Genomic DNA, 16,542 nt, shown 5'->3' on the forward strand with positions numbered 1-16,542 from the left:
GCCCCTATTGTAGAGAAGTACTATGAATACTGCTGATAAACACCGTCAACTTGTTGAAAACGCACTTTCACAGAACACTTTTGAGCATCAACGCCATGCCGCGAATCAAGCTTTTTTGCAATTTAAAGCAGGCTCTAGGGCCGTAGTGATTGCCGCTGAAATGCAATCGGGTAAGTCTGGGATTGCGCTTGCCCTCTCTGGACTACAAAGATTGTCTCTTCGTGATGACAGGATAGGTGAAAGAAAGTACTTAAAAGACACTTTATACTTGGTCACCATGGCGGACATAGCGCTACAAAATCAAGCTAAGCGCGATCTGGCGCCCAGTAAAAATGTAGTTATAAGTAATTTTACTAACTTCGAAATCGTCCTTAAGAGTGATTTTAAGTATTTGACTCCAAAACTCATTATCATTGATGAGTGTCATTATGGATCCAATATGGACAGCGTTCGCTATGAGAAAATCTTCAATTACTTAGAACATGAAAATCCCGGCTGTAAAGTCGCCTTTATCTCGGCGACCCCATTCAGTGCCCTCTATGCTGCTGGAGCTGATTCGATTCTTCGACACAACTTCAATACTTCTTTAGTATTTCATAAAACCAGCGGTGAGTACCATGGCATTAGGCAAATGCACCGTAACAATCAAATAATTAAACTGGATGAAAACTCACGGGACTTTTGCGAAAACTCTTTGCTACGCAACCGCTTCATGCGTCAATTCAAAGAGCATGAGGGCCCAGGGTGGTCGCTAGTTCGAGTACCAAGTAGTCAAGCTAACACTGCAAGAGATGCCTTACTCTCTTATGGAATTAAACCTCATCAAATCCATATCATCGGCCAAAAACTGGTCGGTATCGAAGACAATGAACTGTCCTCAATTGATGACTTTAAGCGAGATTATGAAACCGCTGTATTGTTTGATGACAAGCTCATTGCGATCACCGTAGCGGGATTTAGAGCCGGTGTTAACTTCGGTCAAGACATGAAGGAAACACTAATAAACTCCTGGGATAGTACCATTGCCAATATTGCGGCAGTTGTTCAGGCGAATATAGGTAGGGCATGTGGCTATCATCACAACCTCGCTGCAAAACACTACACAAACCTTGATGCTGTTCGAGCCTACGGAGAGCTTCTCGATCATCTAGAAGCCAATAACAACAGCAACGAATTTGAAGGTCTTCACCACATATTTGATCAAATATGCTCCCGCTATGATGTCAGAGGCTTTGATCGCGGTACCACGATTGCCCCTACAACTGAGACTAAAGTTACTAAGAAGCTTGCTGATAACAAAGTTTATCTAACAAAAGGTTACGTGGCTGTTCCTGGTAAGCTTGATGAACCTGGCTTTGATTTCTCCTCCTTTACCGAGGATGAAATGTTACTCAAGGCTATTAGCCACATTCGCCAAGAGCTTCTTAGTGATGATGGACCATACAGGAAAAAGAACAGAGCACTCCGTGGCGAGCATCAAAACTGGATCAAAGCACAATGGGTAAACGGTGCGACATACGATGATGGCACTCAAAGCTGCGCTAAGGCTAAAACCTTAGACTTTACCTCTAAACTAAACTCTGGTGACCAAATATCTTTCAACCAAATAGTTAACCCTGGCGGAGGGGAAAAAACCGAAGACAAGAAGGTGATGGCCAGTATTTTTAGTACTTACAACCTTTCTGGCCAAATGGATGCGTTTAAACGTTCGTTAGATTTTGATGATATAGAAGAACTCAGCTCTCTGCTTAACGTAGAAGACGACAACACCATTATTGTTATTTACCAGCGAGGCAAGTTCTCGAAAGAACTGACTGATGAAACGACCAAAGCAAGTCTAGATGTTCAAGCGACTCGAGTTCGACACAATAGTGTTTTTTAATCGCAGCGATTACGTGGTGTAATCGCCTTAGCCTGGTTACATGACGAGCAAATTTTTCAATAACTCTCATCGTTCATAATTGAACAGTAAAACTACCTGAATTAATCAGGCAGCTGATAACTTTTGGCTCTCCCGGGACGTATCAGTTTTTGCTCTGAGACTAAATGGGCTAACCATTTAGCCAATGACGTTTTTCCCATAATAGAGAACTCAGGGTATTGTTCGGCAATTTCACTTTGAGTGATGGGTTGATTACTGTTTTGGGTCAGCAAAATCTTCAGTTGCTTATAAAAGTAGTCTAATAACGGCATAGTTAAATTGGATGAGTCGGGTGTTTCAGATTCGATCGAGGCATTTACTGATATTGTGTCTTGCTCTAGGCCACTAAACTCAACTGCATCTTGGCTTCCATCATCTATAGCAGTAGAAAGCTGTACCTCGCTCTCTTTTTCATCAGACTCTGTAAGCTCTACTATCGTAAGCGTTGTTTCACTCAACTCTGCTTGATTCTCTATTCGCGCTTTCTGAGTTGATTGTGTATTTTGCTCAGTAAACAGATCCGGCGAAAACAAAGTATCTTGGCCACTACCACCAATCCCACCCAATTGGCTTTGTTGGCTCTCAACTTCTGTAGATACCTGTAGGGGGTTAATAAATGCTTTAACAATATCAATCATGCTCTCAAACGAAGCTTCAGGGGTAACTTTGTGACCTAGCGAGTAACCTTTGGGAAGCCCCTCTCCTGAAAGCAATCCATGATTTCCCTTTTGCAGAGGTGATTTATGGGCTGATACAAGAAGAGGCACCCAACCTTTATATAAGTTTTCTTTTGCCCCAGACCAAGTCCCCCCTTTTTCTGCCGACGTGATCACCATGGTTGCTTGAGAAAGCAGATAGATATATTTATTGCGTGCCATTGCATTGGCTGGAGTAAAACGACTTTCTGGGTAAAATGGGCTAATTAATACCAGTTGACCAGACTTTAAATATTGACGCCATTGTCCCACAGCACTGTTTTTAAACAAGCTATCAGACATAACCCCAATAGCATTGTTATCAGCTTTTAAGGACTGCTCCATTGCATGAGAGTCTACACCTTTGGCCCCACCTGAAACCACTTGATAACCATGCTGGCTGAACTTGGCGACATAATTAGCGGTAGCTTGTTCATCTTGGCTATCACAGTCACGTGAGCCAACAAAACCAATTGAACGATTAAGCAATAGCTCGGAATTTCCCACACCAAACAAAATAGCAGGGCTTTGATGTTTTAGCTGCCCCCTAAAGGCTTTAGGGTAATGTGAATGGCTCCTGTCCAAAATCCAGATACCTGCACTTTGCCATTTTTCTAACGCTAAGCTTAAACTAGCACCACGGTTGAGTAACGCACTAATCCGACCATCATAGATTGCATCAATAGTGTCATCTAGCCTAGAAAAGTTAACCATTTTTTTGGCTTTAGCATGGCTTAGTGGCAGCTCCCACTTCATCCATATTTCAGTTAGCCTTGTAGCATCTAATAATGATTCCGGATGATAACCATTTTGATGCAACCAACAAGCGAAGTAACCATACTCATTTATACTGAGAGGCTTACATACTTTCGCTTCTTTACTACTAAATAAACTGGTTAATAATAAAATGGCCTTGGTATTTTCGGTTATCATATTTAGCTCTATGCTCACTTATTGATTTTTACTAGTGGTAGTTAGCGCAATGGGTATCACTTTTGTCACACCAGCCTTTTTTAACAGCGCTCCCGCAACTGTAAATGTCCAACCAGAATCGAAGGCATCATCAATCAACCATACCGAATCACTGTATATTTTACCAGTGTCAACTCCAAAGGCACCATCTAGATTTTTAGCTTGATAAAACCGATTTTCCATCGTCTTTTGTGGAGGTCTTTCTTCTGCAATATACAAGGCATCCATACAGGGAACCCCTAGTTTTTCAGCTACTTTTCTTGCAAAGTCTGGCACCAATGTCGGATGCCTTGGCGATGGAACGTAAGCAACCCACCCAGGCCTCTCTTCATACTCAAGAGAGTTAATCATTTTCACTATTGGTGCGACTAATTCATCACTGAAATGATTCTGTTTTTTACCCGAAGCAACCAAATCTCCCCAGCCACCATCTTTCCATGAAGAAAGAGCTACTCCCGCTTCCAGATCCAAGTTGTTGTTTTTTGCACTATAAGGAAATTCATAGTTAGGAAACGCTAATCTAGCATTTGCTCCAGATGCCGCAAAAGTTGCTTTAGGTTTAATCGCTATATATCGACTACGCAGAAAATCATTGGCCTTGATAACTAAGTCATGTCTTACCTGTTCTGATAATCTAGAATCAGGCAAACAATTGGCGCACTTCCCACAGGACTGAGGATTAGCATCATCCAATTCAGTAGATAAGAACTTCATTAAACAACCAGATGACTGATGGTAATCATTTAGCCTATCCCACTCTTGTAGCTTTATGCTATTCAGTCGCTCAATCTTTTCGTGAGGCAGTTCATAATCGAATTGGGTTCGGTAGTAAGTGGACTCATCCTTCAGAATAGGAGAAGGATGCTCAATCCTTAAAAATTTAATAATCTTTTTTACTGTACTTGCTGAAAAGTTCACTTTAGGCTCAAAATCAGAAAGCCTACAACCATCAGTCTCTTCAATCACTTGCAATATTTGGTTTATTTGATGTTCTTTAGGAAAAGCATTTTCAATAAAATAGCTCTGAATTTGCGCATCTTCCTCGCCCAACATCATGACCCCAATAGCACTGTCGATACCACGACCTGCACGGCCAACTTGCTGATAGTATTCAACTACATTTCCAGGGGCTTGATAGTGAATGACAAAGCTTAAATCTGGTTTATCAAAACCCATCCCTAAAGCTGAAGTAGCAACCAAACATTTGACATCGTTATTTATGAGCGCTTGCTCAAGCCGTAACTTTTCCGAGTCATCATTAATTTGGCTATGATAGGCTAAAGCTGAAATGCCGTATTGCTGTAAAAAGCCTGATACAATTGCAGCATCTTTGGTTGTTTTAACATAAACAATACCCGTTCCCTCTATTTCGGGAAGATGCTCCACCAGCCAAGCTAAACGCTCTGAACGATTGCTGATGGCTAAAGTATGTAAGCGCAGGCTCTCACGTGTTAAAGGCCCACGTAAAGAAACTAAGCGTTCACCAAGTTGGTAAACTATATCGTCGACTACACGGTTATTTGCGGTGGCAGTTGTAGCTAATACAGGCATGTTGCTGGGCATGTTTTTAAGCACCCGTACAATCCGACTATAATCAGGTCTGAAATCATGCCCCCAATCAGAAATACAATGCGCTTCATCCACGACAAACAAACCAATATTACTACTAATTTGTGGCAGTATATTTTCACCAAAGCCTACGGAAGCCAATTGCTCTGGAGCAATAATAACTGCATCGACTCTCCCTGCTAAAATGCTACGCTCAGCCGCAGCTTTCTCGTCCTTATCCATAGATGAGTTATAGGAAACTACGTTTAACCCTAGTTTCGCGGCACTATCTATCTGGTTACGAATAAGCGACAGTAGAGGAGAAATAATGATAGTAGGTCCATAACCCTGGGAGCGACGGAGCTTAGTAGCGATAAAGTAGACAGCACTTTTACCCCAACCAGTTCTTTGAACCACCAACATCTGATTTTGATGCTCAACTAACCCTTGGATGGCTTCCCATTGATCATCGTGAAAGGTAGCCACTTGACTGCCAGTCATTTCACGAAGGTAAACTAATGCTTGCTCTTTCATTACGACCCTACTTCATTATGTTTTGGCGACATTAACGTTTATCTGATTAATTGGTGGACTTTATACTAAGCACAGGCGTCAAACACTCTTGCAAGCTCAAGCCACCATGGTTGTAGTAGTCGCCAGCAACATAGCCTGATATACCTGGAGCCATTGCTACAGAGACATTTTCATTCCAATGCCACGGCACTTTTAACTCAGAAGTATCAACATTATCTTTTAATATTGCACAACGAGCTAAACGCTTTTTCACCATATTTTTGGAAATGCTGGCTTCAGCTAATTTGTTTGGCACCCATAACCAGCCATGATCAGTAACAATACGGATATTCTTCCAGCCAGCTTTTAATAATCCATCAACTCGAGCAACAACATCTTCCAATACAGCATCAATATTCAGTGGCATCTTCATTTGTTGCTTATGCCCCATATTATCTAAATCGCCTGTTTGCACCCAGGCGTTACCTGTAGGTTTACCTGTTTCTAAACCATCTAAATATTGCCAACTTTTCGCATCTAATGATTTTTTCAAATGGTAAGAGCTAAACTCTGAACCAGAAGTAGCAACCATTGGCGTAAAGTTATCATTTTCTTGCGCACCAATGAGTAAGTCAGCAACAGGGGTTACAGCCGCTTTTGCGGTAGCGGTTAATGAAGGTAATGCACACCAATTAGTTTTTAAAGCCGTGCTAACTGAAAGCTTATCTAACTTTTGTTGTAATGCTTTTGCGGTATCGAAACGTAAACCATCAACAAAGAAAACAACCTGACTGCCGACATCATATTGCGCGGTTGACTCATTAACTTCATCAGATTTCCCAGGCTTACCGGGATAACCTTCCGCCCTAACCAGATTTTGAAAGTTTAATGTGACTTGTTCTAACCACGGGGTATAAATTACCGCTAAAATATCAGCCACAATTTGTTGTTGGTTTATATCTTTGGCAACCGCCATAGCATTAATAGCAGCGGCATCGGCTTGCCAAAAACGCTCTTTATAGGTATTAGCCATTACTTCTACTGAAGGGCCAGTAAAAGCAATATCAGTATGTTCAACCACTAAAGCTAATTGCTCTAGAATTGTTAACCAAGGAGATAACTCAAGGCCATACCATAACCATGATTTTCTATCTGCTTGTTGTTCAAAAACTTCTATTATCTGTTTTTTAATAACAGTTACATCTTGCCCTGCAAAACCTTCTAACTTATCAGCAATCTCATTTTCATCTTTTAAGTTTTCACATAAAAAGTGGCTGGCATTAAAGGCTAATCCAACAGGTTGAACTGATTTCAGCTTTTCAACTAATAAAGGTAAGTTATGCGCCGTATCTTCAAATCGCTGCCACACTGCCTGCCATTCACCTTCTGATTCACACAAGCTAAATAACACTGACTCGATATCAGTGTTCCCTAGGCATAAGTCAGGATCAAAGCCAAAGTTATCCGAACACGTTTGTTTGAAAATAGGCCACTTACTGTCTTCCCATAAAGCTTGTTTATCTTCAGGGTTATTTAACCAACCTAGAATATCTTTTGCGGGATCATCCATGACAATATTGATGAAATCTTGAGCTTCTAGCTTTTTACCTCTTAATGACTCATCTGGTGTTTCTAATAGATCAGGTAATATTTTTAATATCGCTGCTTGAGTCTTTTTGTCTTTGGCTACATCAAGCTCTAAACCTACTCTTGGGTTAGTTAAAAAAGATCCAACTGACCAATCTCTACCAGCAGTATTATAAGCCCACCAGCAACCACGATACTGAAGCTCAGCAAGCGGCCTCAATTCATCAGGGCATTGTTCTATTGCTCGTAAATCTTTGCGTCCAACGCCAGGTAAATAAATGATAGGCGTTTTGCCCTCTGGCAATTCAAGATCTTCTAATACACCTGCAATAGCACATTTAATCCAAATAGCGGGACCAGTTCTTTCGTCAGGATTATATTCACCTAACTCAACTAACTCAGGTAAGTACTGCTTAATAGAAGGCATTGCGGATTGCCACTGACGCTCAATATCAGTCCATAAAATAGCAGCAGGCGCTATTTGCACTGCCGAATTATAGTTTGCTGAGCTTCGTAACTGCGAAGCTAAGTAATCAATTAATTGCATTTAATTACTATCTCCTGCGATAGCTTCTATATTAGAAAGCCATTGATCAAATAATTCGCAGTTATCACGCATTGAATCCAAACCAACTTCTAACGCAGCTAAAGCTCCCATCAAAGGCTTCTCATATCCTCTAATCAAATTAAGTATTCTCTTGCTAGGAGCCGTTTGAGGGCTATTGTTTATATGCTCTGGTGATTCAAAGTTATCAGCGATTTGTTGGAAATTTCCAACTAAGTCTTCGCGACCCATTCCTAATGCCATTTTCTCGGGTTCACTAAATAATAACCCTTCAAATTCATACATTTGAATAAAGGGAATAAAACGTCTCATTGCATCTTGACCAAGCTTGCGAGTTAATTTACTCACTAATTCTTCATTAACTTTTTGTGATTTTTGTTGAATAGTATCATTGTGATTTGTAGTCGATTTACCAGGGAAGGTCTCTGGTAGGCCATAGAAATCAAAGAATGTAGTACAATAACATTCTGCATCTCCAAGCAACCGATTTTTGACCTCTGGAAGTAAACGGTCAAATTTAAAATTCCCCCCTTTATGTCCAGGTTTACCAATTAAAGCTGGCAACAATATAATACCTTGAGCTAAGAAAGGCTCAACTAAAAGCTCTTTTACAAATGCTTCCTCTGTTTGTCCTTCACAAATAACATGAACTCTAATCATTTAGATGGCCTCCCACCTAAGATGTTTTTCTCCCAAAGTTCACCAACAGAATAATCTTCCAGCCATAACTTAAAATCATCCTGTTTTAATCTTTTAAAAACGGATTCACCTTTTTCTCTCTCTACTACAATAATATCTCTTAATTCAAATTCATTAAGTAAAGGAACCGATTGTGTTGAAACAATAACTTGCATACGCTCTGAAGCAGAGCGCAATAACGCTCCTAATAAAGTAAGTGCGTAAGGATGGAGACCTAACTCTGGTTCATCAATAATAATTGTAGACGGAGGATTAGGTTGCATTAAGGCTGTTACTAAACATATAAAGCGTATAGAACCATCTGACAATTGGCTTGGCCATAATGCATAATCACTATCAGCTTGTTGCCACAATAATCTAATTTGCTCTTCACCTGATTCAAGTTGTGTTGGTTTTAATACAAAATCATCAAAAAATGGTACAGCCAAACGTACTGTTTTTTGTATTTGACTGTAAACATCCTTATTTTCTTTAGATAGTTTATATAAATAAGCAGCTAAATTAGATGCATCCGTTCGCAAATATTCATTATCATGAACTGAGCACAGCCTTTTCATAGCCGCTGTATCACTGGTATCGTGAAAATGGAAAACTCGCCACTCTGAAATTGCTGAATAACAAAAACCTGCTACTTTAGCGGAATTTCCGCCTTTAATTTCTGACTTTAGGTTAGATTCCGTATGGCCTGCGCCAAGGCTCGGCCTAGTCACTCCATAAAGAGGGCCATCAAAATAAAGCTGCTCCATATTAAAAGTAAAACCTGAGTTGGCAGTTGGAACCAATTCAGCCGCGTAGCCGTTATCCCCAAAACGTATTGCAGATAATAAAGCTGGAGTTTCTTTAATACCGTAACTGAGTATTCGATCGGCTCCACCTTGTTTACTTGTCCATAATTGTAAACGACCTTCCACCTGCTCATGGAGCATTTTAAAGTAGCCCACAAAATTACTTTTACCTACCCCGTTTGCGCCTATTAGTACATTCAGGTTGTGCAATTTAAACTGTTCAAGGTTACGAATAGACTTATAACCTTTAATAGTTAGCCACTTTATTTTACTCATAACAAATCTCTCGCTTGCTTCTTCTCAGCTAGTGTTAGGTGGTGATCGTTGACACGGTCGCCTTGTTTGCCGCCATATTTTAGGCCAAGATCAAACCATGGGGCTGAAGGCACGTCGGTACCTCGGTCTTTTTTCCAATGAATGTTTGGTTTTGAGCGCAGTATGCCTGCTTCTTTTTTGCCGACGTCTTTGGCTTGCATAAATGGGCGGATGTTTAGGCGTACGCCATCGTTTAGGTCTGGGTTCCAGCCGATTGGTTGTTCGGCTAATGACTTCCAACGTACAAAGATATCAAGACCTTCTTTACCGTTACTTTCACCAACAAGAATTGCTTCTAGTTGCTCTCTTAAGTTTCTTGCAGCGGTTAATCTTAGTTCAGCGCCTTCGTCACCATCTTTTTCTTGTTGAATTTGAGTGCTAATCCAATCATCAAGGTAAGTGTAAATTAAACGTTCTAAGCCTTTGTAATCCAGCGTGTGATAATTTACCAATGCCGTGAAGCCATCAGGTAATCCATCCCATATTTGCCAAATAAATGGGCGATGTTGGAATAACTTTGAGTGTTGCTCAAAGAATTTATCACGTAGCCATAAGTTTAAGTCGCGAGACTTAACGGACTTTAATAAGTTATTGAGTACAGTAGCAGACCACTGTTCACCATATGCGGCATGTAATATCGCTTCTAACCTATCAACCGCAGGTTTTTCACCTCGGATTGCTGGAATACAAACAATGCCATCATCATCTACCAAGTCATCAAAGACTTTGTTTTGAGCTATCACTTCACGCATTTCTGGTGCTAATTCCATTTCAGCATCAAGCTCTGCTGGCCAGCGATAACCTAATAAGCGAGCAACAGCAACTTGCAGCACGGTGTCATCTTGTCGTGTGTCACTAATTGCAGTGGTTTTTGTTTCTTCATTCCAGATTACTGATGCACAAGGATGACCGTGAAAGATCCATTGTGAAGCAGTGTTAGTGAATGGGCTTGGTAACCCTTGTGGATACAATTTGTCAGCAACCTTACTCCATTTTTTTGAATCAAACTCAACTTTAACTAAGGCGCCTCTGACTTTAAGAGCCTGATCAATTTCTCTGACATCATCATTGTAAAATTCTGAAGAACAGTAAGCCCAAATTTCAGGTAATTGGCTAGAATCCGCAGGTATTATAATTTGTACATTATCATCAAAGCATTGCCCATCATACAAGGAAGCGGTTAATGTTCCTGTAGGATTTATAGCAACTCCTTTTTTGCCAAGAGCTGCTTCTCCCCTAACGTAGGCACGGCCATCTTCAATTGCATCTAGTAGATCTTTACCGTAATTTAATAAAGTATCTCTACCTGAATAAGTTTCTTTCTCTTTTGACGTGCCTTGCCAAAAAGTCCAGGGTGAAGTTTTCTTATCAAATTCCCAGAATTTTTTGCTAAATCTTAATGTATCTGCTGGAGATATACCTTGTCTTGAAGATGCTATTTCATCAAGAATACGATTTTCCCCTCCAGTGGTTGCCTTAATAATTGCATTTCTATTTTTTAATTGTTCAAGTTGTTTAGATAAACGGATTTGTGCTTTATTTAAATATTCTTCTTTACCATTAGCGTCTTTCTCATTCGAAACGTTCACGTCTGATATGGTACTTTCTTCATTTCCAGGGGCAGAGCCAATTGTTAACAATTGAACATTAAAATCCCACATTGGAGTTTGAAAGCTTTTGGCTCCTAACCTGGAAACAAGTTTAATACTATTCCTTTCTAAAAGTTGGACTCTAAACCCCTCATAAGTAGGTAAAAACAAAAAGTTCTGCGGTAGTACAATACTTGAATAACCATTTGTTATTTTTGTATATTCAATACACCTTTCGAGAAATGTTGTAGATAAGTCCCCTTTAGATTGAAAGTAGTGTTTTTCACAAAAGACTCTAAGTACATCTGATTGTTTTCCCCTTGCTAAATATGGAACATTTGTAACAACCCATTCAAAGTTAGTCGACATTATGTTCGCAGCCTTTATCAATCCCTTGGCTTTTATAGACGATTCACCTTCTAATTTAACTTCATAGTTGGATCTCGATTGCAAATAGTTCCAGGGATTGTTTTTTAGATCATTAGCCCTGGTAGGATCTATTAAACTCCCTAAAGTTGGAGCATCTTTAAATGTTTCCTGCATCCACTTAATTGCATCTTGCAGTTCTTCATCGGCTTTAGCTAATTCTTTCCATTCTTTTTGCGCTTCAGCAATCGACATGCCAGAACAAGCGAGCTGTAACTCAGGTAACTGACGGTAACCACCAGCACCAGGATAGCGCCATGCTTCAAGTGCTAAAGCAAAAGCAGCCAATTCAACACAACGTTGGTCTAGTTCTAGACCATGAATATTTTCAGCGATAACTTTATCAATCGCTTGTTTAGCGGTTAATGCCTCTAGCTGCATGCGCATTGGCACTAACATTAAAAATTTAGCAACTAAAAAGTGACCTGAACCACAACACGGGTCGAGTGTTTTGAGTTCACTTAAGTCTTCAGGCCATTTCTCAAAATCGCCTGCGGCATTAGACCAACTCTTTACCTTCTCTCCGCTGTGGGCACATGTCTCTTCATTTTGAACAAAACGAAGGTACTCTAATGGAACACCTGGAATAGCAGCGATTTCTCGCAGTTCTTGTTCACTAGTGGCGGTTAGTAAATCATCTGTTGATAAGCGTCGTTTTGCCCACCAAGCACCTAAAGCGTTGTCGAGCAAAAAGCTAACCATATAGGGTTCGGTAAATAATTGAGTAACCGGGCTTAGTTCTTTAGCACCAATTTTTACACCAGACTCGTTAACCTGTTTTTTCTTTTTATTTTGCCAAAATTGATAACACCAACCTAAAGCATCGGACGCTTGAAAAGTGGCTTTATCAAGGGCTGCAATGAGTTCTTCTAATGCATTAACATGGTTAATAGAGAGTTTTACTTCAAACACTGGTGAGTCAGCACGGAAAATTTGCGGTAGCATTTTTTGCGCTAATTGCCCAGCTAATTCCCAGCCATCTTTTACATCCGTGCCATCACCTAAAGGATCACCATCCTCAGCTAACTCAAAACATTCATCTAAGGTAACGTGGGTATTTTGGTCATACATTAACAAGTCATTTTGCTCTAAAAAGCGAGCAAATAGCATACGATGCCAATGCTCGTATGCCATTTCATTAATCAGTAACTCAGTTTCTTGTTTGCCAGAGTCGCGATTTAAAACATCACCTAATTGACGACCGTGGGCACGTAAACGTGTTCTTAGTTTACGGTCTTCGTCTGATAAATAACTTGGTGCACTGCCATCGCTAATACCTAAACGAGTGAGTGCTTCTGTTACTGCAATTTCAACGATGTCACGGGCTTTTTCTACTGTTTTTTCTAGCTTGCCACGTAAAGCTTTATCTAATGGTGTTCTCATATTCTTTATTCCTTCGAGCTTGGCTCTAACTAGCTACTAATTTGGTTCTAGTTTGCTCTAACTTGGTACTACTGGGCCATTGCCAAGCTCAGCACGTATTTGTGCTTCAATTTCTGATAACCATTTTTGTAAATCTTGCTCTGATTCAATTACAGGTTTGTTTAAGCGACAATGTTTAGCTTTTGGTGTTAGCTCACTAATTGCATCTTTAAGTGCAGCATCAAAACGACCTGGCAATGCTGAAATACGATCACTCCATTGCTCAAAGCTGGTTTCTTCAAGTGCATCGTAAACTGCGGCGGCTGACGATAAATCAACACTTGGTATAGTTGAAAGGCTACGTTTGGATAATAACGCTTGTTTTTTAGCGTCATCTAGCTTTAACCAATTAGCATCATCGGTAAGGTCGCGATGGCAGGTATTAAACTCTTGTTCGTATTCAGCTAGTTTGGCAGTAATTGCATCGCGCAGCGCAGACTCTGCTTGTTGAAGTAGCGGCGTTACAGGATTTGGCTCAACCAGTAAGCTTCGGCTTTCAACGATTGAGTCCATTTGCTGTGTTAAATTGGCATGAATAGCTAAGTCTTTACAGTAACGCATGGCAGTTTTTAGCTCTGACCATTGGCTTGTTCTTGCTTTAACTCGATCTGCTTGGTCTTGCCATTGCGTGAACTGGCTTTGAATGTCGTCTTTAGCATCAAAGGCTTGTTGTAATTGATCGTTACCTGAATACATTTCGAGGTTGGTAAGTACACTGGTACTTGGCGCTAATGGTAATGGTGCTTCACCACCTGCACTACGCGCTACTTGTTTAGCGTTAGTTATGGCTGATGGTAGTTTGCTTTGCTCTTCACCTATGTTGCAATTTTGTCCTTCTGGTAATAATGCGTTAATTAAGCCGCGCACTTTAATAATTTGGACTTTAGACAGCGTGACATTTTCAGGACGGAATTTAGTTTGCGTCACTGATGACCTATCAAGGCTCTTAGCATCTACCGCTTTTTCTTGTCCGTCAGAAGCTTTTAATACGCCTGCCGCTAACATGGCAAATAGCGCACCTTCAATCGTGTCTTTACCCCAACCGTAAGGTGCATCCTTAAAGTTTTCGATAATTTCACGGCCTGTTTTCATCACACCAATAAAACGTTTTACTTCAGCACACACTGGGTGCTTGTCAGCTTCATCATTATGTTCAATGGCTTCAAGTGCATTAGCATCTGCTTGTGTACTGGCGCGTTGGAATACTTTTGCCCAACCTTTGTTGTCAGCCATTTTAAATTTACTGAATAAACGCTGGCACGCTAGTACACCTGCATTTTGAATTTGCTCAGCTAGCGATTCACCTTCAACCTCTTGACCACCTGCTAGTTTTACTTGGATTTGGTCAAAGATGTCTTTTAATATCGCTTTTTTAGCTCGGTCAGCTTCTTTAAAGCGATATTCCATAGCCGCGTAAGCTTCCTTACCCGCATCGGTTTTGGCTGTACCACGAACATCAATGGTAGTTTCTGCGGCTTTTAATTCAACAATGGCTTTACGCAATTCGTCGCGCTGTGTGGTAGGCACATAAATATAAATAGTTGCAGTGTCTGGATTTGCACCACGGGCAAGATCATTAAATTGTTTTTCAGGTACTTCTGGTGCCCAGGCATAGAGCTTTTTATCAGCATCGTTTGGTAACTCACTGCCAAACTCTAAGTTGATCATACGAGGTTCGGCAACACTACCTTGGGTGATTCTGGCTTGTGCGACTTGTTTGCGAACATACTGCTGGATTTCTTGTGAGCGGAATACTTCTAAGCGTTGTGGGTTGCTTTTTAGCTCACTTTCTTGCTGTCGGTACATGTCGTACCATTGTTGGCTTTCAACTGTTTGTAAACGGTATTCTTCGCCTGCTGATGTTTGCATTGGCATTACCAAACCATCATCAACGAGTTGAATTAATAATTTAGGTACTATGGCACGTAGCTCGTGTTTGCCTTCAAGTAGGTTCTCTAGCAATAGATCTGAAATAGTATCAGCTGTTGCAGCGATGCCGTATTCGATATCTGTCGGTAATTTACTAATGAGTAAAATCAGTGCAAGAATACGCGCTTGTAATTTTTGGTCGTTATCACCACCTTTTAAGCGGCTAATAGTCTCGTAAATATCTTTACCAATGACACCGCTGTTAAGCAATTTTGTGGCGATTTGGTCGTAAATATAATCAGCAGGTACAACGTAACCTAAAGGTTGCTCGGCAGTTACTTTAGTTGCTTCGTGTACGACACGTAGCTGGTTTCTTAATTGTGAACCCGTACCTGTTTTGTCTAATGCTGGTAGTACACGCTCCCAAAAACGACGACGCACGGGCAATAGCGGGTAATCTGCTACCATCCATTTTTCATCATCTTTGTTGTGCTCGATAATACTGCCACGTAAATGACGTGAAATTTCTCCTAGCTCGTTATCAATAACGTTTTGGATTTGAGGGCGAGCTGTTTCTTTCTTTTGCAGAATGACTTTACGGATGACTGAATCAACATCGGTATCTTCAAGTTGCACGGGCACTTGGAAACGCCCCATTAAGCGGTTTAAGTTAGCCATGCCTGATAAAGCACTTTGGCCAGTAGCTACAAAGAGTAACTTAGAATTTAAACGGCCATTACCACTACAAGTTTCAACTACTTCTTGTACATCAAAGGCTTTCTTAACATCGTCACCAATGTATTGTTGTACTTCATCAAGCACCACTAACGTTAACGGCAATTCACCATTAACCGCTAATGTATCCATGATTGCGGTAACCATTTCATCATTGGTTACGTCGTCAACAATTTTGTATTGCGCACGTAGCATGTCGCGCACTTCTTTTACATCACTGGCAAAGCCTGGTAGTGCTTGAAGTAAGGCATTGCCCATAACTGGAGAAACGTGAAGATTCTTTAATTCATGTGCCCAAGGGTCACGACCTTCTTTCGCTTTCGCATTTTCAGTAATGTAGGTTTGTACTTGCTCTAACACACCTCCTTCTTTTAGCCACATAACAAAACGGGCTAAATGGTATTGTTCAGGCAAACCTGCTGATTTAAAAATTATACCTAAGAATGCTAAACGCACTTGTTCGCCTGCACCTGCGCCTAAAGTACCAGAGGCTGCATGTAAGCCTTGGTGTTGAGATGCAAGTGTAGAAAGCTCATCAAACTGGGCGGCAATATGACTAGGCATATCGACAACAACGTCGCGAGCGTTGCGACCATCATTGAGTTTTTGGTTAGTCCATAGGGTACGCAGCATTTTTGCTAAATGCGATTTACCAGAGCCAAAGAAACCACTGATCCAAACGCCTGGTTGCTCACCATCGTTTTTTACATTTTGCAGATAGGCATCAAGTATTTTTTCCATGCCTGCGGCATAAGCACCATCACAGACAAAGGTTCTTAATTCATATTCTAAAGTTTCAAGTGCTGCCTTAGATAAGTCATCTTTTACTTGGGCAACACCATTGTTGGCAAGGCGGCTAGTAAGTGGATCGTTTAAGTAAATTTCGCGGTTTAGCATTTTA

Annotated in this window: 8 protein-coding genes; 1 reads left to right on the forward strand and 7 read right to left on the reverse strand. The window is 40.7% G+C overall.

The genetic code is table 11. From position 1 onward, the window contains the following. The first annotated feature begins 22 nt into the window (after window positions 1-22). A complete protein-coding gene (locus tag G6R11_RS11235; RefSeq protein ID WP_163133163.1) occupies window positions 23-1,882 on the forward strand; it encodes a DEAD/DEAH box helicase family protein in 1,860 nt (619 codons plus the stop codon). A 101-nt stretch (window positions 1,883-1,983) separates the two neighbouring features. On the opposite strand, the gene G6R11_RS11240 is transcribed toward G6R11_RS11235, so the two are convergent. From G6R11_RS11240 to brxC, 7 genes are read right to left on the reverse strand one after another with little or no spacing between them, the layout of a single operon-like run. Further along, window positions 1,984-3,549, reverse strand: a complete 1,566-nt coding sequence (locus G6R11_RS11240) for a DNA-processing protein DprA (RefSeq protein WP_163133164.1) — start codon at window positions 3,547-3,549, stop codon at window positions 1,984-1,986. Between the two features lie 18 nt (window positions 3,550-3,567). Continuing rightward, window positions 3,568-5,670 (reverse strand): RecQ family ATP-dependent DNA helicase, encoded by a 2,103-nt coding sequence (locus G6R11_RS11245; RefSeq protein ID WP_163133165.1) that lies wholly within the window; start codon window positions 5,668-5,670, stop codon window positions 3,568-3,570. Window positions 5,671-5,716: 46 nt separating this feature from the next. Further along, window positions 5,717-7,783 carry a BREX-1 system phosphatase PglZ type B gene (gene pglZ / locus G6R11_RS11250; RefSeq protein ID WP_163133166.1) on the reverse strand — a complete coding sequence of 689 codons (2,067 nt, stop codon included), beginning with the start codon at window positions 7,781-7,783 and terminating at the stop codon, window positions 5,717-5,719. Further along, window positions 7,784-8,461 carry a DUF4276 family protein gene (locus G6R11_RS11255; protein ID WP_163133167.1) on the reverse strand — a complete coding sequence of 226 codons (678 nt, stop codon included), beginning with the start codon at window positions 8,459-8,461 and terminating at the stop codon, window positions 7,784-7,786. Continuing rightward, window positions 8,458-9,561 (reverse strand): AAA family ATPase, encoded by a 1,104-nt coding sequence (locus G6R11_RS11260; protein WP_163133168.1) that lies wholly within the window; start codon window positions 9,559-9,561, stop codon window positions 8,458-8,460. The genes G6R11_RS11255 and G6R11_RS11260 overlap by 4 nt, the downstream gene beginning before the upstream one ends. Continuing rightward, window positions 9,558-12,998, reverse strand: a complete 3,441-nt coding sequence (locus tag G6R11_RS11265) for an N-6 DNA methylase (protein WP_163133169.1) — start codon at window positions 12,996-12,998, stop codon at window positions 9,558-9,560. Before G6R11_RS11265 ends, G6R11_RS11260 begins: the two co-directional genes overlap by 4 nt. Window positions 12,999-13,055: 57 nt before the next feature. After that, window positions 13,056-16,538, reverse strand: a complete 3,483-nt coding sequence (gene brxC, locus G6R11_RS11270) for a BREX system P-loop protein BrxC (protein WP_163133170.1) — start codon at window positions 16,536-16,538, stop codon at window positions 13,056-13,058. Window positions 16,539-16,542 lie beyond the last annotated feature (4 nt).

Source organism: Agarivorans sp. Alg241-V36 (assembly GCF_900537085.1).
In the GTDB taxonomy this organism is placed as follows: domain Bacteria; phylum Pseudomonadota; class Gammaproteobacteria; order Enterobacterales; family Celerinatantimonadaceae; genus Agarivorans.